Annotated in this window: 24 protein-coding genes; 7 read left to right on the top strand and 17 right to left on the bottom strand. The window is 69.2% G+C overall.

Annotation, left to right across the window (positions count from 1 at the left end):
* Window positions 1-84 precede the first annotated feature (84 nt).
* From AC07OA_RS06880 to yajC, 4 genes are read right to left on the bottom strand one after another with little or no spacing between them, the layout of a single operon-like run.
* The gene (locus AC07OA_RS06880) at window positions 85-444 is read right to left on the bottom strand and encodes an Mth938-like domain-containing protein (protein ID WP_494663046.1); all 360 of its coding nucleotides are present in this window, start codon (window positions 442-444) and stop codon (window positions 85-87) included.
* Window positions 444-1,397 (bottom strand): protein translocase subunit SecF, encoded by a 954-nt coding sequence (secF, locus tag AC07OA_RS06875; RefSeq protein WP_494663045.1) that lies wholly within the window; start codon window positions 1,395-1,397, stop codon window positions 444-446. The genes AC07OA_RS06880 and secF overlap by 1 nt, the downstream gene beginning before the upstream one ends.
* A gap of 14 nt (window positions 1,398-1,411) precedes the next feature.
* Window positions 1,412-3,010, bottom strand: a complete 1,599-nt coding sequence (gene secD, locus AC07OA_RS06870) for a protein translocase subunit SecD (protein WP_494663044.1) — start codon at window positions 3,008-3,010, stop codon at window positions 1,412-1,414.
* A gap of 56 nt (window positions 3,011-3,066) precedes the next feature.
* Complete coding sequence (gene yajC, locus AC07OA_RS06865; RefSeq protein ID WP_494663043.1) at window positions 3,067-3,378, bottom strand: preprotein translocase subunit YajC; 312 nt, start codon at window positions 3,376-3,378, stop codon at window positions 3,067-3,069.
* Window positions 3,379-3,496: 118 nt separating this feature from the next.
* Here yajC and AC07OA_RS06860 point away from each other — a divergent pair, with 118 nt between their 5' ends.
* Both AC07OA_RS06860 and AC07OA_RS06855 read left to right on the top strand, forming a co-directional pair.
* The gene (locus AC07OA_RS06860; RefSeq protein ID WP_494663042.1) at window positions 3,497-4,336 is read left to right on the top strand and encodes an ATP-binding protein; all 840 of its coding nucleotides are present in this window, start codon (window positions 3,497-3,499) and stop codon (window positions 4,334-4,336) included.
* Window positions 4,337-4,355: 19 nt separating this feature from the next.
* Window positions 4,356-4,595, top strand: coding sequence for a hypothetical protein (locus AC07OA_RS06855; RefSeq protein WP_494663041.1), 240 nt, complete (start codon window positions 4,356-4,358; stop codon window positions 4,593-4,595).
* Window positions 4,596-4,758: 163 nt separating this feature from the next.
* Here AC07OA_RS06855 and dipM read toward each other — a convergent pair whose 3' ends face one another.
* The 4 genes from dipM to serS form a co-directional block, all read right to left on the bottom strand.
* Complete coding sequence (gene dipM, locus AC07OA_RS06850; RefSeq protein ID WP_494663040.1) at window positions 4,759-6,624, bottom strand: cell division endopeptidase DipM; 1,866 nt, start codon at window positions 6,622-6,624, stop codon at window positions 4,759-4,761.
* 99 nt (window positions 6,625-6,723) lie between these two features.
* Window positions 6,724-7,380: a protein-L-isoaspartate(D-aspartate) O-methyltransferase gene (locus AC07OA_RS06845; protein WP_494663039.1), complete on the bottom strand. Its 657-nt coding sequence runs from the start codon at window positions 7,378-7,380 to the stop codon at window positions 6,724-6,726.
* Window positions 7,380-8,174, bottom strand: coding sequence for a 5'/3'-nucleotidase SurE (gene surE / locus AC07OA_RS06840; protein WP_494663038.1), 795 nt, complete (start codon window positions 8,172-8,174; stop codon window positions 7,380-7,382). The genes AC07OA_RS06845 and surE overlap by 1 nt, the downstream gene beginning before the upstream one ends.
* Window positions 8,171-9,466, bottom strand: coding sequence for a serine--tRNA ligase (gene serS, locus AC07OA_RS06835; protein ID WP_494663037.1), 1,296 nt, complete (start codon window positions 9,464-9,466; stop codon window positions 8,171-8,173). Before serS ends, surE begins: the two co-directional genes overlap by 4 nt.
* 239 nt (window positions 9,467-9,705) lie before the next feature.
* Between serS and AC07OA_RS06830 the strand changes: the two genes are divergently transcribed.
* Window positions 9,706-10,170: a hypothetical protein gene (locus AC07OA_RS06830; RefSeq protein ID WP_494663036.1), complete on the top strand. Its 465-nt coding sequence runs from the start codon at window positions 9,706-9,708 to the stop codon at window positions 10,168-10,170.
* Window positions 10,171-10,264: 94 nt separating this feature from the next.
* Here AC07OA_RS06830 and tatC read toward each other — a convergent pair whose 3' ends face one another.
* The 8 genes from tatC to AC07OA_RS06790 all read right to left on the bottom strand — a co-directional run bounded on the left by tatC (window position 10,265) and on the right by AC07OA_RS06790 (window position 16,915).
* A complete protein-coding gene (gene tatC, locus AC07OA_RS06825) occupies window positions 10,265-11,176 on the bottom strand; it encodes a twin-arginine translocase subunit TatC (RefSeq protein WP_494663035.1) in 912 nt (303 codons plus the stop codon).
* The gene (tatB, locus tag AC07OA_RS06820) at window positions 11,173-11,775 is read right to left on the bottom strand and encodes a Sec-independent protein translocase protein TatB (protein WP_494663034.1); all 603 of its coding nucleotides are present in this window, start codon (window positions 11,773-11,775) and stop codon (window positions 11,173-11,175) included. The genes tatC and tatB overlap by 4 nt, the downstream gene beginning before the upstream one ends.
* A 140-nt stretch (window positions 11,776-11,915) precedes the next feature.
* Window positions 11,916-12,140, bottom strand: coding sequence for a twin-arginine translocase TatA/TatE family subunit (locus AC07OA_RS06815; RefSeq protein ID WP_494663033.1), 225 nt, complete (start codon window positions 12,138-12,140; stop codon window positions 11,916-11,918).
* A 163-nt stretch (window positions 12,141-12,303) separates the two neighbouring features.
* Complete coding sequence (gene scpB / locus AC07OA_RS06810) at window positions 12,304-12,957, bottom strand: SMC-Scp complex subunit ScpB (protein ID WP_494663032.1); 654 nt, start codon at window positions 12,955-12,957, stop codon at window positions 12,304-12,306.
* Window positions 12,954-13,778 (bottom strand): segregation and condensation protein A, encoded by an 825-nt coding sequence (locus tag AC07OA_RS06805; RefSeq protein WP_494663031.1) that lies wholly within the window; start codon window positions 13,776-13,778, stop codon window positions 12,954-12,956. The genes scpB and AC07OA_RS06805 overlap by 4 nt, the downstream gene beginning before the upstream one ends.
* On the bottom strand, window positions 13,775-14,800 hold the full coding sequence (gene nagZ, locus AC07OA_RS06800) for a beta-N-acetylhexosaminidase (protein ID WP_494663030.1): 1,026 nt from the start codon (window positions 14,798-14,800) through the stop codon (window positions 13,775-13,777). The genes AC07OA_RS06805 and nagZ overlap by 4 nt, the downstream gene beginning before the upstream one ends.
* Window positions 14,801-14,810: 10 nt before the next feature.
* Window positions 14,811-15,617 (bottom strand): cell division protein FtsN, encoded by an 807-nt coding sequence (gene ftsN, locus AC07OA_RS06795; RefSeq protein ID WP_494663029.1) that lies wholly within the window; start codon window positions 15,615-15,617, stop codon window positions 14,811-14,813.
* Between the two features lie 113 nt (window positions 15,618-15,730).
* Window positions 15,731-16,915, bottom strand: coding sequence for a deoxyguanosinetriphosphate triphosphohydrolase (locus AC07OA_RS06790; protein WP_494663028.1), 1,185 nt, complete (start codon window positions 16,913-16,915; stop codon window positions 15,731-15,733).
* A 78-nt stretch (window positions 16,916-16,993) separates the two neighbouring features.
* Here AC07OA_RS06790 and AC07OA_RS06785 point away from each other — a divergent pair, with 78 nt between their 5' ends.
* Window positions 16,994-17,326 carry a HesB/IscA family protein gene (locus AC07OA_RS06785; RefSeq protein ID WP_494663027.1) on the top strand — a complete coding sequence of 111 codons (333 nt, stop codon included), beginning with the start codon at window positions 16,994-16,996 and terminating at the stop codon, window positions 17,324-17,326.
* On the opposite strand, the gene AC07OA_RS06780 is transcribed toward AC07OA_RS06785, so the two are convergent.
* Window positions 17,323-17,661 (bottom strand): hypothetical protein, encoded by a 339-nt coding sequence (locus AC07OA_RS06780; RefSeq protein WP_494663026.1) that lies wholly within the window; start codon window positions 17,659-17,661, stop codon window positions 17,323-17,325. The genes AC07OA_RS06785 and AC07OA_RS06780 overlap by 4 nt on opposite strands.
* A gap of 35 nt (window positions 17,662-17,696) precedes the next feature.
* Here AC07OA_RS06780 and xth point away from each other — a divergent pair, with 35 nt between their 5' ends.
* The 3 genes from xth to AC07OA_RS06765 all read left to right on the top strand — a co-directional run bounded on the left by xth (window position 17,697) and on the right by AC07OA_RS06765 (window position 19,795).
* Entirely contained in the window at window positions 17,697-18,485 is a 789-nt protein-coding gene (xth, locus tag AC07OA_RS06775; RefSeq protein WP_494663025.1) for an exodeoxyribonuclease III, read from the top strand.
* 44 nt (window positions 18,486-18,529) lie between these two features.
* A complete protein-coding gene (locus tag AC07OA_RS06770) occupies window positions 18,530-19,396 on the top strand; it encodes an SRPBCC family protein (protein ID WP_494663024.1) in 867 nt (288 codons plus the stop codon).
* 63 nt (window positions 19,397-19,459) lie between these two features.
* A complete protein-coding gene (locus AC07OA_RS06765) occupies window positions 19,460-19,795 on the top strand; it encodes a hypothetical protein (RefSeq protein ID WP_494663023.1) in 336 nt (111 codons plus the stop codon).
* Window position 19,796 lies beyond the last annotated feature (1 nt).

Raw genomic sequence — 19,796 nt, 5'->3', positions numbered from 1 at the left:
CCCCTGATGCCCTTGCTTGCGCTCAGGTATAGGGCGCCGCGCAGAGTCGGCAAATAGACACGATTTCTACGGTTATTTTTGAGATCAGACCGCGATCAGGGCCGCGGCCAGCCTGCGACCTTCGCTGGCCAGGACGTTGTAGGTGCGGGCGGCGGCCTCGGTGCTCATGAACTCCAGGCCCACGCCCGCCGCCTTCAGGGCGTCGCGGACGGGACGTGGCGGCAGGGCGTTGACCAGGCCCACGCCCAGCAGCACGAACTCCACCGCCCCACCGGCCGCGAAGACCTCGGCGAAGTCGTCGGGGGTCAGGGCGGCCAGGCTCGTGGCGGCCCAGGACCGCGGCTGATCGTCGATGATCAGCAGCGATCCCGGACGCCATTCGCCGGAAACGCGGAACCCGCCCCCGCCCCAGGCGTCGAGCGACGGCGGCTGGCGCGGCTGCATCAGGGACGGGTGCCGGCGCCGAGCTTGATCGGCGTGGCTTCCTCGTCGCCCCGCTTGACGCCCCAGACCAGGATCAGCGGCAGGGCGATATAGACCGACGAATAGGTGCCGATGATGATGCCGAACACCATGGTGAAGACCAGCGGGAACAGAACCGGGCCACCGAAGATCATCGTGCCGCCCAGGGCCAGCAGGGCCGTCGAGCCGGTGATGATCGTGCGCGACAGACGCTCGTTCTCCGACAGGTCGATGATCTCGCGCAGCGGCGTCTTCTTGTACTTGCGCAGGTTCTCCTTGAGACGGTCGAAGGTGATGACCTTCTCGTTCATGGAGTAGCCGATCACGGTCAGCAGGGCGGCGATCGAGGTCATCGAGAACTCGATCTGCATCACCGACAGCAGGCCCAGGGTCAGGATGATGTCGTGGAACACGGCCACCACGGCGCCGACGCCGAACTGCCACTGGAAGCGGAACCAGATGTAGCCCAGCATCAGGATCAGGGCGATGCCCAGGGCCTTGAAGCCGCCCATCAGCAGCTCGCCCGAGACCTTGGCGCCGATGACGGTCGGCGCCGGCATGGTCATGCCGGGGAACTTGGAGATGATCTGGGCCTTGACCCGATTGGCCTCCTCCATGGCGTTGCCGCCTTCGGTGGGCAGGAAGCGGATCATCGCCACGTTGGGCGAGCCGAAATTGCCCTGCACCTGCACGTCGTGCGCGCCGGTGCCCCGGGCGACGGTGCGCAGATCGTCAGCCGAGATCGGCGTGGTCATGCGGGCTTCCAGGGCGACGCCGCCCTTGAAGTCGATGCCCAGGTTCAGGCCTTGGGTGAAGAACGACACGCACGAACCGGCGATCAGCACGGCCGAGATGGCGGCGGCGATGGGCGCCCAACGCACGAAGCGGAAGTGGGTCGAGCGCGGGATCAGGCGGATGAGAGGCCAGGCAGCCATGAGCTTTTGATCCCTTACGCGATCGGCAGCTTCTTCGGCTTGGTGGCCTTGAACCACCAACCGATGAACACTTGAGTGAAGATGATCGCCGTGAACAGCGACGTGAATTGGCCGATCGCCAGGGTCCAGGCGAAGCCCTTCACCGGACCCGAGCCGAAGCCGAACATGATCGCCGCCGAGATCAGGCTGGTGATGTTGGCGTCCATGATCGAGACCAGGGCCAGCCGGTAGCCGGTGTCGGCCGAGGACATGGGCGAACGCCCCGCCGCCGCCTCGTCGCGCATGCGCTCGTAGATCAGCACGTTGGCGTCGACCGCGACCGCCAGGGTCAGGATCAGGCCGGCGATGCCGGGGAAGGTCAGGGTCGCCTGGGTCACCGACATGATGCCGATGATCAGCAGCACGTTAGCGACCAGGGCGATGGCGGCGAACACCCCGAACAGGCCGTAGGCCAGGATGATGAACACCAGCATCGCGATGGCGCCGATGACCAGCGAGATGGCGCCGGCCTTGACGGCGTCGGCGCCCAGCTCGGCCCCGACGGTGCGTTGCTCTTCCAGGTTCAGCTTGGCGGGCAGAGCGCCCGAGCGCAGCAGCAGGGCCAGCTCGGCGGCGCTTTCCGGCGTGAAGTTGCCGGTGATGATGCCCGAACCGCCGGGCAGCGGCTGGTTGATGCGCGGGGCCGAGATGTACTTGCCGTCCAGCACGATGGCGAAGCGCTTGCCGACGTTGCGGGTGGTGGCGTCGCCGAACTTGCGGGCGCCGGCGCCGCCGAAGCGGAAGCCGACGGCGGCCGCGCCGTTCTGGTCGAAGGTCTGGTTGGCGTCGACGAGGTCCTCGCCGGTCACCAGGGCCCGCTTGGCGATGGCCAGGGGCGGCGCGCCGGGCTCGGTGCCGGCCAGCACGATCACGCCGGGCGGGATGCGGCCGGCGGCGATGTCCTCGGGCGAGACCGTCTCGTCCACCATCTGGAAGGTCAGCTTGGCGGTCTGGCCGATCACGGCCTGCAGGCGCGCCGGGTCGCTTTCACCGGCCGCCTGGATGACGATCCGGTTGACGCCCTGGCGGGTGATGGTGGGTTCCTTGGTGCCCAGGGCGTCGATCCGGCGACGGATCGTCTCGATGGACTGGTCCACGGCCTTGGCGGCGTCGGCCTTGGCGGCCTCGGGCACGAAGGTCAGCTCCAGCCGGCCGTCGCCCTTGTTGCTGATGGCCGTGTCGCGGCCGCCGATGGCGCCGGCCAGAGGCCCGCCCACGCTACGACGCAGCAGACTGACCGCCGCGTCCACCTTGGTGGGATCGGTGATGCGGACCCGCACGATCCCGCCCGACTCTCCCAGTTCCCCGAAGGTGATCTGGTCGTTGCGCAGGGTGGTGCGAACGTCTTCGACCATGTTGCTGAGCCGCTCGGCGCGCAGGGCGTCGGTGTCGACCTCGTACAGCAGGTACGAACCGCCCTGCAGGTCGAGGCCGAGGTTCAGCTTCTGGTGGGGAACCCAGCCGGGAAGCGCGTCGAGCGTCTTCTGCGGCAGCAGGTTGGGCAGGGTGAAGACGATGCCGAAAATCACCGACAGTATGACGGCGGTGACTTTCCAGCGGGAGAGGGTCAGCATGGATTACAGGCTCTGGACGACGCCTTTCGGCGCCTCTGGGTCGGCGCGAAGGGTGATCAGCTCTTGGGATCGTTGGCCGGGGCCGGTTCGCCCTTGGCGCGGATCTCGGCGATCATGCTCTTGATGACCTTGACGGTCACGCCCTGGGCGATCTCGACACCCACTTCGGATTCCTCGACGCGGACGACCTTGCCCAGCATGCCGTTGGACAGCACCACGTTGTCGCCGCGCTTGACGGCGGCGATGGCGGCGGCGTGCTGCTTGGCGCGCTGCTGCTGCGGGCGGATCAGCATGAAGTAGAACAGGACCACCATCAGCAGGATGGGGGCCATTTGCATCAGGGTAGCGGGCAAGCCGGCGCCGGACATGTCGTCTCCAAAATTCTAGCGAGCGTCCCGCCACACATGGGGGGCCGCCAAGTCGGCGGAAGCTATGCGTTCACCTCCCCTTTTGCAATGACGGCGCACTGAGGCTAGGACGCAACACATGACCGACGCCGCCCTGCCCCTGCTCGCCCGGATCGCCGACGCCCTGGAGCGCCTGGCCCCGGCCGCCCCGCCCGCCCCGGACTTCGCCGGCGGACGTCTTTTCCGCCATGAGCCCGGCAGCGGTAGCTTCGTACCGGCCCCCGACTATCCGATGCCGCTGGACCTGCTGATCGGGGTGGATCGCCAGAAGGACCGGTTCGTCCAGAACCTGCGCCGCTTCGCCGTGGGCCTGCCGTGCAACCACGTGCTGCTGTGGGGCGTGCGCGGCACGGGCAAGAGCTCGATGACCAAGTCGGCCTTCATGCTGCTGGCCGAGGAGTTCCCGGCCCTGAAGCTGGTCGAGGTCGACCGCGACGAGGTCACCGCCCTGCCCCCGCTGTTCGACGCCCTGCGCACGCGCGCCGAGCGCTTCGTGGTGCTGTGCGACGACCTGTCGTTCGAGGACGGCGCGGCCGCCGCCAAGGCGCTGAAGTCGGCCCTGGAGGGCGGCGTCGCCGGTCCGCCCGAGAACGTGCTGTTCGTGGCCACCTCCAACCGCCGCCACCTGATGCCGCGCGACCACGTCGAGAGCCAGGGCGCCATCGCCGCCGCCGAGAACGCCGAGGAGGAGATGAGCGTCTCCGACCGCTTCGGCCTGTGGATCGGCTTCCCGCCCATGGACCAGCCCACCTACCTGGCCGCCATCCACGGCTACGCCGAGCGCTTCGGCTTGAAGGTGGAAAACCTGGAGCGGCGGGCCCTGCAGTGGTCGCAGCTGCGCGGCGCCCGCTCGGGCCGGGTGGCCTACCAGTTCATCCGTGACCTGGCCGGAGAGCTGGGTGTAAACTTGCCGGCGTAAGAACCGCTCGGAGGCCCGGATGGGCAAGCCCTGGTTTCGCGTGAAGCGCTACGGCTACGGCGCCGGTCTGCCGTGCAGCTGGGAAGGCTGGGCGGCGACCGCCGCCTTCTTCGCCATCGCCATCGGCGGGGGCCTTTTGGCTGGAGAGAACACCGGCCTGCGGATCGTGTTGCTTGTAGTTCCCGCGGCCGTGTTCGTCCTCATCGCCTGGCGCAAGAGCGATGGGCCATGGAAGTGGCGGAACGGGGAAGACGCCTAGGCGGCGCCACGGGACACTGGCCCCCACCTGGCGACTGCGTCGCCTGTCCGCCCCCATAGGGGGCGGAGCTTGGTCGGCGCAAAGCGGCTCCGCCCCCTATGGGGGCGGACAGACCGCGAAGCGGTCAGGTGGGGGCAAGTGCGTTCGCACCGCCCTCCCCGCCTTACTTCGGCAGCACCAGGCCCGGATCCACCGGACGCGCCTTGTCCTGCGGAGTCGGAGCGTAGCGGACCTCGAAGTGCAGTTGCGGCTCGGTGACGCCGCCGGTCTGGCCGACCGCGCCCAGGGTCGCCCCTTGGGCCACCTGCTGGCGCATCTTCACCTCGGTGGACGACAGGTGGGCATAGGCCGTCACCCAGCCGTCGGCGTGCTTGACCAGCACCAGATTGCCGAAGCCGGGCACCTGGTTGCCGGCATAGACCACCTCCCCCGCCGCGGCGGCGCGGACCGGGGTGCCGGCGGGGGCGCGGATGTTGACACCGTCGTTGCGCTGGCCGGTGCCCTTGGGACCGAAGTCCGAAAGCACGTCGCCCTGCAGCGGCCAGACGAAGCGGCCGCGGCCGGCGGCCGTGATCTCGGCCTCGGTCGGCGGGGCGCTGCTGCCGATGATCTGGCCTTGCGACGGCGGCGGGGTCACCGGCTGGGCCGAGACCGGGCCGCTGGGGCGCGGATAGTTGGTGCTAGGCGACGGCGTGTAGGGGCGCGGCGCCGACGGCAGGGTCGCGGGCGGCGCCGTGGTCGTCTGGGCCGGGGGCGTATAGGCGGGCGTGGTCGGGCGCGGCGCGGCCGGCGTGGTGGTGGTCGTGGTCTTCAGCGGGCCCTTGTCCTTGTAGCCGGACGGCAGGCGGATTTTCTGGCCCTTCTTGATCGAGGCCGAGACCTTGATGTCGTTCTCGTCGGCCAGGGCGGCCGGCTTGACGCTGAAGCGCTTGGCGATGTTGGCCAGGGTGTCGCCGCTCTCGGCCACATAGGCCTTGGCCGTGGTCGCCGGTCCCTTGAGCTTCTGGCCCGGGTGGATGCGGTACGGCGGCTCCAGGTCGTTGTCCTTGACCAGGTCGGCGCGGGTGGTGTCCAGGCCCCGGGCGATGGCGTCGATCGCGTCGCCCGACTTGACGGTGTAGGTGCGGCGTGGGCCGGCGACCTCGATCACCTTGCCGGTGACGCTGACCGTGGTGGTGGTGACCGGACGCGCGGGCTCGGGTTCGTCATCGACGACGGGGCGCGACGGGGCCGGCGCCGTGTAGGCGGGCGGCGAGGTGCGGACCGGGGCCGAGCCGATGGGCGGCTGGGCGGCCGGCGCGCCGGCCAGCGGGGCCTGGGCCACGGGCTGCAGCACGGTGGTCTTGGTCGGGCCCTTGTCCTTGTAGCCCGCCGGCAGGCGCAGCTTCTGGCCCTTCTTGATCGATGCGCCACTGCTCAGGTCGTTCTCGTCGGCCAGGTCGGCGGCGGTGACCGAGAAGCGCTTGGCGATGCCGAACATCGTGTCGCCCTGCTGGACGACATAGGCCTTGGCGTCCTTGCTCTGCGGACCTTTGAGCACCTGGCCCGGCTTGATGCGGTAAGGCGGCTCCAGGTCGTTGTCCTTGACCAGGTCGGCGCGGGTGGTGCCCAGGCCCCGGGCGATGGCGTCGATCGCGTCGCCCGACTTGACGGTATAGGTCTTGCGCGGACCGGTGACCGAGACGACCGGACCGCCCACGGTGGTGACCACCACCGGACGCGAGGCCTGCGGGGCCGGACGTTCGACCGGCGGCGGCGGGGGCGGAGGCGGCTCGTAGCTGCGCACCGGCGCCAGCGGCTGGCTGGAAACGCCGACGCTGGAGGCGGGCGCGGAAATATTGGGTTGCGGCTCGTCCTGGGCCGGCGGCGGGCCTTCGGGCTGCTGGTTGGCGACCGGCGCCTGGACCGTCGGGGGCGGCGGCCCCGCCTGGCCTCGCACGGGATATTGAGCGCCGCCCGTGCTCTCGCAGGCCGAGAGCGTTCCAGCCGTCAGGGCGATCACCGCCGCGCGCGTCCACAACTGCCTCATAGCCTCTCCTTTGCCTCGCGAGGCTCCAGTCGCCGCCGCAAGGGTAAACCAACCATTAAACATACCGTACGGCGTCGGAAACCCGACGTCGCGCCCCGCCTATTCGCGGGCCACGCCGTCCAGGATCGGGACGAAACGCACGTCGCACAGGACTTCGACCGTGAAGCCCCCCTTCCCGTCGCCCGCATAGCGGCGAAGGCTCTGCACCGGCCCCTTGCCCACCGGCGCGACCAGCACGCCATGGGGCTTCAATTGCGAGAGCAAAGCTTCCGGCTCATCCTGCGCGGCGGCCGTGACCAGAATACGGTCGAATGGGGCCTGTTTGGGCCAACCTTCCCATCCGTCCCCAAATTTCGTGATGACGTTGGTCAGGCCCAGCACCGCGAAGCGGGCCTCGGCCTCCTTCATCAGGGTCCGGTAGCGCTCGATCGTATAGACCAGGCGCGAGACGCGGCTGAGGACGGCGGTCTGGTAGCCCGAGCCTGTGCCGATCTCCAGCACCCGGCAGCGCGGCTCCAGGGTCAGGGCCTGGGTCATCAGGCCCACGATGAACGGCTGGCTGATCGTCTGGCCGCAGGCGATCGGCAGGGCCGAGTCCTCCCACGAGCGTTCCTTGAACAGGTCGGGTGTGAACAGGTCGCGTGGGGTCTTCTCGATGGCGGCCAGCACGGCCGGATCGGTGACGCCCTGGACGCGTAGGGCGGCCATCAGCGCCTTCAGGCGGGCCTCGGGCGTATCGGCCTTGGCCTGGGCCATCACGAAGCGACCTCCAGCTTGGGCGGCGCCCCGCCCAGCACGCCCTTCATGGCCGCGACCGTCTGGTTGTGCGTCAGGTCGATGTGCAGCGGGGTGACCGAGATGCGCCCCTCGTAGACGGCTTTCAGATCGGTGCCCTCCGCCGGGTTCGACATCTTGGTGACGAAGCCCGTCCAGTAATAGTCGCGACCGCGCAGGTCGGTTCGCTTTTCCATGCTCCGCATGTGCGAGTCGCGGAAGCCCTGACGGGTGACTTCCACCTCGGTGACGCTTTCGGGGGCAAGCGGCGGGAAGTTGACGTTCATGACGACGTCCTTGGGCCAGCCGATCTCCAGCAGGCGCCGCACGATGCCGGGCCCGAACGCCTCGGCCGTCTCCCAGTGGGCCACGACCTCGTCGTGGAAATAGGTCATGGCCTGCGACAGGGCGATCGACGGGATGCCCAGGGCCATGCCCTCGATGGCCCCGGCCACCGTGCCCGACAGGGTGACGTCCTCGGCCAGGTTCTGGCCGCGGTTGACGCCCGACAGCACCAGGTCCGGCGCCGGACCGTCGATCAATTGCTGCACGGCCATGGCCACGCAGTCGGTGGGCGTGCCCTCGACGGCGAAGCGCTTGGGCTCGATGCGGCGCACGCGGATCGGGTCCGACAGGGTCAGGGCCCGGCCGGCGCCCGACTGCTCGTACTCCGGCGCGCAGATCCAGACGTCGTCCGACAGGGCGCGGGCGATGCGCTCCAGCGCCTGCAACCCCTCGGCGTGGATGCCATCGTCGTTGGTGAGGAGGATCCTCACCCTTCGCCCCCGATGTGCGTCACCCCGCCCATGTACGGGACCAGGGCGGTCGGGATGGTGATGCGGCCGGTCTCGTCCTGATAGTTCTCCAGCACGGCCACCAGGGTGCGGCCCACGGCCAGGCCCGAGCCGTTCAGGGTGTGGACGTACTGGGTGCCCTTCTCGCCGGCCTTCTTCCAGCGCGCGTCCATGCGGCGCGCCTGGAAGTCGCCGCAGTTCGAGCACGAGCTGATCTCGCGATAGGTGTTCTGCGACGGCAGCCAGACTTCCAGGTCGTAGGTCTTCTTCGCGCCGAAGCCCATGTCGCCGGTGCACAGCAGCACGGTGCGGAACGGCAGCTCCAGGGCCTTCAGCACCGCCTCGGCGCACTGGACCATGCGCTCGTGCTCGGCCTCGGACTGGTCGGCCGTGGTGATCGAGACCAGCTCGACCTTGTAGAACTGGTGCTGGCGGATCATGCCGCGCGTGTCGCGACCGCTGGCGCCGGCTTCCGAGCGGAAGCTTGGGGTCAGGGCCGTCATCCGCAACGGCAGCTCGGCCTCGTCGGTGATCTGCTCGCGCACGATGTTGGTGAGGGAGACCTCGGCGGTGGGGATCAGCCAGTGGTCGACCGTGGTCTTGAACAGGTCCTCGGCGAACTTCGGCAGCTGACCGGTGCCGTACAGAGCCTCGTCCTTGACCAGCAGCGGTGGGCTGATCTCGACATAGCCGTTCTGCACCGTCTGCAGGTCCAGCATGAACTGGCCGAGCGCCCGCTCCAGTCGGGCGATCTGGCTCTTCAGCACCACGAAGCGCGCGCCGCTCATGCGGGCGGCGGCTTCGAAGTCCATGCCGCCCAGGGCCGCGCCCAGGTCGACGTGGTCCTTGGGATTGTTCAGGCGGCCGGCCGGCAGCTTTGAGGGATCGCCCCAGCGGCGCACCTCGACATTTTCCGCCTCGTCTTCGCCCTTGGGCACTTCGGGCGCAGGGATGTTGGGGAGGGCCGACAACAGGTCCTTCAGCTCGCCGCCGAACCTCTCCTCATCGACCAGGGCGTGAGCCATGGCGCCCTTCAGGGCCTCGACCTCGGCCATCAGGCGCGCGGCTTCGGCCTCGTCCTTCTTGGCTTTCGCCTGGCCGATCAGCTTGGAGCTCTCGTTGCGCTTGGCCTGGGCCTCCTGCAGGGCGGTCACGGCCGCGCGCAGCTGGACGTCCAGCCTGACCGCCTCGGCGGCCGCGCCCGATCGGCCCTTTGACGCCCAGTGGGCTTCATAGGCTTCGGGATTGTCGCGGATGGCCTTGATGTCGTGCATCGGAACGCTCGGAGGAGAGGTCGTTAAGAAACGACCTCTCTAAGGCGCGTCGGCGGGGGCGCCAACCTTTTCGGGGTCCCAAGACCGCCCGTCCCGGATGCGCGGCGAGATGTCGCGGCTCCAAACGCAAGGCTAACGGCGGTTAAGCCCGTTCCTGCACCCGAGCTTAAGCGCGGGATGAAACACAGCGCGCCAATTCAGTGCCCGCGTTTCATTTGAAAATTCCCCCGGAGCCTCCCTTGAAGAAGTTCGCTTTCCTGGCGGCCGTCGCCGCCGTGTCCGCCGTCGCCGCGCCCGCCAGCGCCGCCCACCTGGTCCGCATCTCGCTGGCCGACAAGTCGACCGCCCAGATCGACGCCGAGATCCGCGCCGCCGCCCAGACGGTCTGCACCGACCGCAAGCCCAGCGACTCGACCGAATGCGTCGCCACCGCCATCAGCGGCGCCAACCGCCAGCTGAAGGTCATCAAGGCCCGCTCGGCCCAGGCCCCGGCCCGCCGCGAAACCCTGACCGTCATGCGCGTGTCGCTGAAGGACAAGTCGGTCGACCAGATCCACGCCGACATCCGTCAGGCGGCCGAGACGGTCTGCTGGGCCGCCAAGCCGACCAGCCAGATCGACTACCGCGCTTGCGTCGGCGGCGCGGTCCGTTCGGCCAAGGCCCAGTTGCACGCGGCGGCCGTGTCGGCCAAGACCGAAGCCTAAAGACCGCTCTTCCCCGAAGACGGAAAAGCCGCGCCCAGTCGCAAGACCGGGCGCGGCTTTTACTTTTGAGAGACCCTCGTCCGGCGGCTAGGGATCAGACCACCGCCACGTCCGTGCCGGTCTCTTCTTCTTCCTTGGCCCGGCGGCGTTCGATCAGCCACACGCACCAGATCGAGACCTCGTAGAGCAGGCACAGCGGGATCGCCAAGGTGATCTGGCTGATCGGGTCCGGCGGGGTGACGATGGCGGCGATCAGGAACACGCCGACGATGGCGTAGCGTCGGCCGGTGCGCAGCAGCTTGGAGCCGATCAGTCCCGCCAGGCCCGCCAGGGTCAGCACCACCGGCAGCTGGAAGCTGAGCCCGAAGGCCAGCAGCAGGGTCGTCACCAGGCTCAGATAGTCTGAAACCTTGGGCAGCAGTTGCACCTCGATGGCGCCGTTGCCGGTGATCTGCTGGCTCAGCGAGAACCACAGGACGAACGGCAGCATCACGAAATAGACCAGCGCCGCGCCCATCAAGAACAGCACCGGCGAGGCGATCAGGAACGGCAGGAACGCGTGGCGCTCCTTGCGGTACAAGCCCGGGGCCACGAAGCGGTACAGCTGCCAGGCGATGACCGGGAAGCAGACGACCACGGCCCCGAACGCGGCCAGCTTCATCTTGGTGAAGAAGAACTCCAGCGGCGCGGTGTAGACGAACTTCAGCGTGCCGGCCGCGGCGTGCGGCACTTCCTTCAGGCCCAGCAGGGCCAGCAGCAGGTCGAACGGCCCGTGATGGCCGCCGCTGGCCTTCTGGGCGGCCAGCAGTTCCGAGCCCACCTGGAACGGGTGCAGCAGGAACATGTAGATCGGGCCCGCATAGGCGAAGCAGCCGATGAAGGCCACGGCCAGAGCGGCCACGCAGATGATCAGGCGGGTGCGCAGCTCGACCAGATGGTCCAGCAGCGGGGCGCGCGAGGCCTCGATCTCGGCCTCGTCCGGGTCGTGTCCGATGGCCTGGGTCACGAGGCGATATCCGATTTCTTGGCGGGGGCGCGACGCGTGCGCGGCGCCGGCGCGGACAGGTCAGAGCCCTTCTTGGCGGGAGGGCGCTTGGAGACGGTCTTGGTCGGCTTGCCCATCTTGTTTTGGGGCGCCTTGGCGGCGACGGCCTTGGTCGCGACCTCGGCGACGGGCTCGGCCTTGGGCTTGCTCGCCCGAGGCTTGCGCGGCTTGGGCGCCTCGACGATCTCGACGGCGGGCGGCTCGGGCGATAGCGGCGCGGCGGCGCCCGGATAGGGATTGACCGCGCCGCTGCTCAGGCTGGCGTCGATCTGGGCGAAAGTCTCGTCCAGGCCCACATCGCGGGCGGCCTCGGCGGCTTCCTTGAACGGCTGGGCGTACTGGCCCGAGCGCATGGCCGCGACTTCCTTGCGCAGCTCGTCCAGCTCGGACTGGCGGGCCATCTCGTCGAAGCTGGCGCGGAATTCGTTGGCCATGCCGCGCATCCGGCCGATGAACTGGCCGATCTTGCGCATCAGTATGGGCAAGTCCTTGGGCCCGACCACGATCAGGGCGACCGCGGCGATGATGAGCAGTTCGGATCCACCGATGTCAGGAAGCATTGCCGCCGGCCTTGGAGCGGGTCGAGACGCGGGAACGTCCCGGCCGCCGCGTCACTGAAAAGAAGTCGCCCCGAAGCCGATGCGTCGGGGCGGCGAAACCGCGCGGCGGCGACCCGGGGGCCGCGCCGCGCCAACCCTGACTACGACTTGCGCAGGTCTTCCTTCTCGGCCTCGGTGCGCGGCAGCGCGCCGGTCGACTTGTTGGCCGCGACCTCGTCGGAGGTGTCGTCCTTCAGGCCGTCCTTGAAGGCTTTGATGCCCTTGGCGGCGTCGCCCATGATGCCCGACAGCTTGCCCGGGCGAGCGAAGAAGATCGCGACGATGGCGGCCAGGACAAGCCAGTGCCAGATGCTCAAACTACCCATGATCGCCAGTGCTCCTTCGCGTACGCGGCTCGCGCCGTCCGCACGCCATACCATAATATTTCAGACAATATAGGCGGTCGCGAGGCAGCGGGCCAATCCTATCGGTCGCCCCCTGTCCGCTTGGCCCGGAGCTTTTCTCGCGCCCCTGTCAGCGGAACGAGAACTAGGGCGCCTCTCCCAGGAAATCCTGAGCGAATTCGGGCGCCTCGTCGCCGTCCTCCAGGGGGTCCTCGTCCTCGCCCGGACGCAGGCCCATGGGGTCGGGCACGGTGAAGCCCGGCGGCAGGTCCAGGGCCAGGAGGCCGGCGGCGCGCATCTCGGCGATTCCCGGCAGGTCGCCCAGGGTCGCCAGGCCATAGTGCTCCAGGAAGGCGTCGGTGGTGCCGAAGGTCACCGGGCGGCCCGGCGTGCGGCGACGACCGCGCATCTTCACCAGGCCCAGCTCCAGCAGGACGTCCAGCGTGCCTCGACTGGCCTGAACCCCGCGCACCGCCTCGATCTCGGCCCGGGTGACGGGCTGGTGATAGGCGATGATCGCCAGGGTCTCCTGGGCGGCCTTGGAGAGGCGCCGCGGCTCCTCGCGCTCCTCGGTCATCAGGAACGCCAGGTCCTGGGCCGTCTGGAAGCGCCAGCGGCCGGCCACCTGGACCAGCTCGATACCGCGACCGGCATAGCGCGCGTGCAGATCGGCCAGGCCCGCCCCGATGTCGGCGCCCTCGGGCAACCGCTTGGCCAGGTCCTCGAAGCTGAGCGGCTCGGCCGCCGCGAACAGCAGGGCCTCGATGCAGCGTTCGGTGAAGAGAGGGTCCTGGCTCAAACGATCGGCTCCAGCGGCTCGGCCCGGGTGCGCAGATAGATGTCCGAGAACGCCTCCATCTGGCGAGCCTCCAGGATCCCCTCCTTCACCAGCTCCAGGCTGGCCGACAAGGTCGAGGCCAGGTAGCTGGCCGGGCTGGGGCCTTCGGGGTCCTCCTCCCAGCGGTCGACCGGCGCGATGCCCGACAGCGTCGTCCAGTCCTTCATCTCGGGCAGCAGGTCGCGCAGGCGGTCGCGGGCGTCTTCCAGCGGATAGGCCTGGGGCGGACGCGGGGCGTAGTGGCGGCCGTGCTCGCGCTTGCGCTGGGTGATGTAGGCGGTCATCAGGGCGTAGAGGTCGCCCTCGAAACGGGTCGTGGAGACGATCTTCACCGCCTCCGGATCGCCGCGCATGAAGACATCGCGCTTGAGGATCGGCTGTTCCTTCAGGGCCTCCACGGCCTTGCGCATCACGTCCAGCTTGGCCAGACGGAAGGCCAGCTGGGCGGCCATCTCCTCGGCCGGCGGCTCCTCGGCCTTGGGGCGCTCGGGCTTGGGCAACAGCAGGCGCGACTTCAGATAGGCCAGCCAGGCGGCCATGACGAGGTAGTCGGCGGCCAGCGAGAAGCGCACGCGGCGGGCCTGCTGCACGAAGGCCAGATACTGCTCGGCCAGCTTGGTGATCGACAGCTGCAGCAGGTCGACCTTCTGGCTGCGCGCCAGGGCCAGCAGCACGTGCAGCGGGCCTTCGTAGCCGTCGATGTCGATGACGAGCGCGGCGCCGTCCTCGGCCGCCTCGTTGGCCGCTTCGAAGTCCAGAGTGGGCTGGAAGCCCGTGCTCAAGCGTACTTTCCGTCGAAGGCGGCGTCGAACCGCGCGCGGGCCTCGGCGACGTCGAAGGGCTCGGGAACCTTGACCAGGCGGCCCATGACGGCCTGGGCCCGGCGGCGGGCCTCCTTGGACATCCGGCCCACGCCCGACATCACGCCCTTCATCTCGTCCATGTCGCCGTTGCAGTGCAGGACCACGTCGCAACCGGCCGACAGGCTGTCCTTGGCGCGCTGCCGGAAGTCGCCCGACAGGGCCTTCATCGACAGGTCGTCGCTCATCAGAAGTCCGTCGAAGCCGATGGATTCGCGGATGATTTTCTTGATCGCCTTCTTCGACGTGGTGGCGGGGCGGCTGCGGTCGATGGCCGTGTAGACGACGTGGGCGGTCATCGCCATGGGCATGTCCGACAGCACCCGGAACGGCGCGAAGTCGCGGGCGTCCAGCTCGGCCAGCTTGGCCTTCACCACCGGCAGCTCCAGGTGGCTGTCGGCCATGGCGCGGCCGTGGCCAGGGATGTGCTTGATGATCGGCAGGACGCCGCCGGCCAGCAGCCCCTCGGCCGCCGCGCGGCCCAGGGTGGCCACCTGCTCCGGCGTGTCGCCATAAGCGCGGTCGCCGATGATCTCGTGCCCCTGCGGATCGGGCACGTCCAGCACCGGCACGCAGTCGACATTGATCCCCAGATCGCGCAGGTCGTGGGCGATCAGCCGCGCGCCCAGACGGGTGATCTCGCGGGCCACCAGCGGATCGTTAGCCACCAGCGCCCCGTAGGCGCGGCCGGGCGGATAGGTCTTCCAGTGCGGCGGCTGCAGGCGGGCCACGCGCCCACCCTCCTGGTCGATCAGGACCGGGGCGTCGGGACGCCCCACCGTCTCGCGCAGCGCCGCCGTCAGGGCCCGAACCTGGTTCGGATCCGCGATGTTGCGTTTGAACAGGATGAAGCCCCACGGCTTCACGTCGCGGAAGAACGCGGCCTCTTCCGCCGTCAGGGTGGTCCCGGCGCAGCCGAGGATGGCGGCGGAGATGGAGGCCATGCGCCCTCTCCTACTTCACGAAGCAGGATTTGCCGGCGGCGGTCAGGGCGTCGCAGAACGCCTTGGCGTCGGCGCGGCTGGAAAAGCCCGTCACGGCGGTCCGGTAGAGGGTGGCGCCGTTCTTGTCGATCGCCTCGACCTTCTTGCCCTTGCCGGCGGCCAGGCCCGGCGCGATGCGGGCGGCGTCGTTCCAGGCCTTGTCGGCCAGGGCCGTTGAGGACAGGGCCCCGATCTGCACGCTGGCGGCGCCGCCGGCGCTCGAGGCGGCGGGGGTCGGAGCCGGCTTGGCCACGGGCGGAGCGGCCTTGGGCGCCACGGCGGCGGTGGCCAGGGTCTCGATGGTCGGGGCCTTGGCCGGCGGCTTGGCGGCGGGCGTGGCGGCCACGGGAGCCGCAGGACCGGTCGGCGCGGGCTTGGCCGGCTGCAGGGTGGCGCTCTGCACCGGCGCGCTGGGCGGCGGCGGCGTGGGACGCGCCATCGGCTGCTCGGGCGGCGCGGCGTAGGTGGGCGAGGCCTGGGGCGCTTCGCTCTTGTAGATTTGCAGGCCCGAAGCCGGGTCTTCCGGCTGGACGGTGCCGGCCTTGGGCGGGTTCTTCATCTGGCCGACATTGTCGCCCACGGTGCGCGGCGGATCGTTGGGACCGCGCACCCCGCCGCGATAGATCAGCAGCACGGCGACCACCAGCGTGGCCAGGACCACCGCGCTGAGGATCAGGGTCATGGGCAGGGGCCGCGAACCGCGAACCGGTTGGCGCGCATCGAACGAGAGCGGCGCATCGGTGGGCGGCGTATAGGCGCCGCGGTGGGGATCGGACATTCGCGTCGAGGCTCCAGACTTCCAGGCGCGCGGATCGCCGACAGCGAATCAGACGCGCGCGACCGCAGTTTATCGGAGCCCGGTCCTACCCAGAAACGCCCTCGCCAGTCCGTTTAGTTCCAGACATCCAGCTGGAACAACTTCCGGTGCTCCTCGATGGCGAAACGGTCGGTCATGCCCGCGATATAGTCGCACACCACGCGGGCGCGGCCGGCCTCGTCGCGGTTCTGCGACCGGGCGAACCATTCGGTCGGCAGGACGCCGGGCTCGGCCAAGAACAGACCGAACATCTCGGCCAGAATGCGGCGGGCCTGGCTGCGGGTGCGGTTGACCTTCCAGTGACGGTACATCCGCGCGTGCAGGAACTGGCGCAGGCGAGCCAGGTCCTCGGCCATGTCCGGCGAGAAGGAGACCAGGGCGTGGTCCAGGTTGCGGACATCCTCGGCCGACTGCACACCGGTGGCGGCGGCCCGCTGCAGGGTCTCGCCCATCACGTCGTCGACCATGGCCCCGATCATGCGGCGCACGGCCTCCAGGCGGGTCAGGCGCAGGTCCAGGTCGGGCAGCTCGCTGCGCACGGCCGCCAGGATCGGCCCGATCAGCGGCACGTCCAGCAGCTCGTCCAGGCTGAACAGCCCCGCCTCGACCCCGTCGTCGATGTCGTGGTTGTTGTAGGCGATGTCGTCGGCCAGGGCCGCGACCTGCGCTTCCGCCGAGGCCCAGGTGCCCAGGCCCAGCTTGTACTCGGCGTCGTACTTGGAGATCGCCTTCCAGGACGGCTTGTTCAGCTTCTCGGTCACCGGACCGTTGTGCTTGATGATCCCTTCCAGGGTCTCCCAGGTCAGGTTCAGGCCGTCGAAGTCGGGATAGCGGCGCTCCAGCTCGGTGACGACGCGGAAGGTCTGGACGTTGTGGTCGAAGCCGCCGAAGTCCTTCATGCAGGCCTGCAGCTCGTCCTCGCCGGCGTGGCCGAACGGCGGGTGGCCGATGTCGTGGCCGAGAGCGATGGTCTCGGCCAGGTCGCTATCCAACCCCAACGCGGTCGCCAACGACCGCGCAACTTGAGCCACTTCCAGCGAGTGGGTCAGGCGAGTGCGGAAGTTGTCGCCCTCGTGGGCGACGAACACCTGGGTCTTTTCCTTCAGGCGCCGGAAGGCCGAGGTGTGGATGATGCGGTCGCGGTCGCGGGCGAAGGGCGTGCGCGTGCGGCTCTCGTCTTCCTGGAAGCGGCGCCCCCGCGACTTGGCCGGATCTTCGGCATAGGGAGCGCGCGGAACGTAGAACGGAGACGACGACATGGACGGCCTTTGCTGATCGCCCCCTTTCCACGGGGCGTTCACGCCCTCATATAGGCGAAGTATGGATTTTCCACAGCCATGACTGAAACCAGCGTCACGCTTTCTCCCAACGCCGCCCGCCGGCTCCACACCATCTCGGCGGCCGAGGGCCGGCCGATGATGCTGCGCGTCGCCGTCGACGGCGGCGGCTGCTCGGGCTTCCAGTATCGGTTCGACCTGGTCGACAGCGCCGAGGCCGACGACCTGCGCGTCGAGCGCGACGGGGCAGCGGCCCTGGTCGACGTGATCTCGCTGGCCCTATTGAAGGGCTCGGAGATCGATTTCGTCGACGAACTGGCCGGCGCGGAGTTCCGCGTGCGCAACCCCAACGCCAAGTCCAGCTGCGGCTGCGGCGTCAGCTTCTCGATTTAGCCCGGCACGAACTGCAGCACCGTCAGCGTCGCCGCGCCCCAGGCGACCGGCGCGGCCATGGCCGCCCAGGCGATGGGCTCGCGGTCGCGCCGCCACTCGATCCAGGCCCGCAGCGGGGCCAGCAGGCAGACGATCCAGAACCCCGCCCCCAGCACGAAGCCCAGCCAGGCCATCGGATTGTAGAGCGAGCCCGGGGCGTCGAAGACCAGGGGCGTGAACACCGCCCCGATCGCGCCGCCCACGGCCAGCAGGCAACAGGCTCCCGTCGCCAGAACCAGCAGCAAAAGCCGGTTGCGTCGTGAAATCTGGAAGCCCGACTTGAGCGCGTTCCCCATGCGCCCTAGCCTCCCGCCGCCGACTGGAGCCGTCAATGCGCATCGCCACCTGGAACGTCAATTCTGTCAACGCCCGCCTGGAAAGAGTCCTGGAGTGGTTCGAATCGGCCTCGCCCGACGTGGCGGTGCTGCAGGAGATCAAATGCGTCGACGAGAAGTTCCCGACCGAGGCGTTCGAGCGCCTGGGCTACAACGTCGCCGTCCACGGCCAGAAGACCTATAACGGCGTGGCCATGCTCTCGAAGTTTCCCATGGAAGACGTGCGGCGCGGCCTGCCCTTCCTGCATGACGACGAGGTCGACGAGCAGTCGCGCTACATCGAGGCGGTGATCGGCGCGCCCACGCCCTTCCGGATGATCGGCATCTATCTGCCCAACGGCAATCCGATCGGCACCGAGAAGTTCGCCTACAAGCTGGCCTGGATGAAGCGCCTTCACGCCCGCGCCCAGGGCTTGCTGGCCCTGGAGGAGCCGCTGGTGATCGCCGGCGACTACAATGTCATCCCCGAGGTCGAGGACGTGGCCAATCCGGAGGCCTGGCTGGGCGACGCCCTGTTCCAGCCCGAGAGCCGGGGCGCGTTCCGGGCCTTGAAGAATCTGGGCTTCACCGACGCCTACATGCAGGCCGACGGCGCGCCGGGCGGCTACACCTTCTGGGACTACCAGGCCGGCGCCTGGCCCCGGAACCTGGGGATTCGCATCGATCACCTGCTGCTGTCGCCCCAGGCGGCCGACAAGCTGGCGGGCGTGGTCATCCACCGCGACGAGCGCGACAAGGAAAAGCCCTCGGATCACGTTCCCGTGGTGGCCGAGCTGGCGCTCTGAAACGTCAACTTTTCGGAAACCGGGACTCCCGCTAGCCTGATCTCATGAGCGAACTCTGGCGTCTCTTGGTGCTCGTGACCCTGTCCGCGTCGGCCGTGACCTTCGTGGGCAGCGCCGCGATCTGGTTCATGGACGAGGAACGGCGCATCCGCCGCGCCTTGCGCCACGTGCTGAAAGGCGCGCCCGAAACCGTGATCGTCGCCAAGGGGCGCGGCCGGGGCGCGGGCTTCAACTTCTCGACCAACCAGGCCGCCGTGGCCTGGGACAGCGGCGCCTGGTGCCTGATCTATCGCATCGACGAGCTGATGGGGGCCGAGCTGTCGGTCGACGGCCAGGTGATCGGCCGGGTGTTCCGGGGCGAGCAGCGGCGGGCCATCGACCAGATCGTCCAGCAGGCCGCCCAGGTGACCCTGAAGCTGATCTTCGACGATCCGCGCCATCCCGACTTCGAGCTGGACCTGTGGCTGGACGGCGACCAGGCGCGCCGCGAGAGCCGCTCGCCCGCCGACGCCATCCAGGAAGCCAACCGCTGGCTGCTGCGCGCCGACGCCATCGTCCGCCGCCCGCTGGCCCCGAAGTCCAAGCCGGAGGCGCCTTCCGAGCCGGCGATCCAGTCGCGCGCGCCCGCGCCGGAGCCCGAGGCGCCCCGCCCTGCCCCGGCGCCCAAGCCCTACACGCCCGCGCTGGAGGCCGTCAGCGCCGAAACCCTGCCGCCCCAGGCCCGCCCGACCAAGACCGCGCCGCTGTTCGACGAGATCGACACCACCGCCGATCCGATGGAAGCGCCCTGGGACGATGACTTGGACGACGATCCGCCGCCGATCCCCGCCAAGTCCTACAAACCGGTCTCCAAGGCCTCGCGGGCGCCCAAGGGCGATCAGGACGAGCTGCCGTTCGACCTGGACGATTAGAAGGGTTTGACAGCTCGCGCGTTCGACCGCCCAATGGCCTTGTCAGCCTGGGAGTTCCGATCGATGCGCATCGTCCTCGCCGCCGCCCTGCTCGCCTTCACGGCCGCTCCGGCCCTGGCCGCCACCACGCAGACTCAGCCGCTGGCCCTGATCCCGGCCGACACCAACCGTGACGGCGTAGTGAGCACCGAGGAAGCCGCCGCCTGGCTCGAACGGGATCGCGGCGTCATCGTCCCGGTCCGCCTCAGCGCCCCGGCCCGCGCGGCGGCCGCCATGGAATGGCGCGCCTCGATGTTCGACCAGAGCCTCAACCGCCCCAACGACTTCCGCGCGCCCGCGCCGGAGAACCGCCCGCCCGAGGACCTGTTCTACAAGGACTTCCGGAAGACGAAGAAGTAGG

This window comes from Caulobacter sp. GW821-FHT09B08 (assembly GCF_059418225.1).
This window is presented reverse-complemented; position numbering and strand designations above follow the sequence as displayed.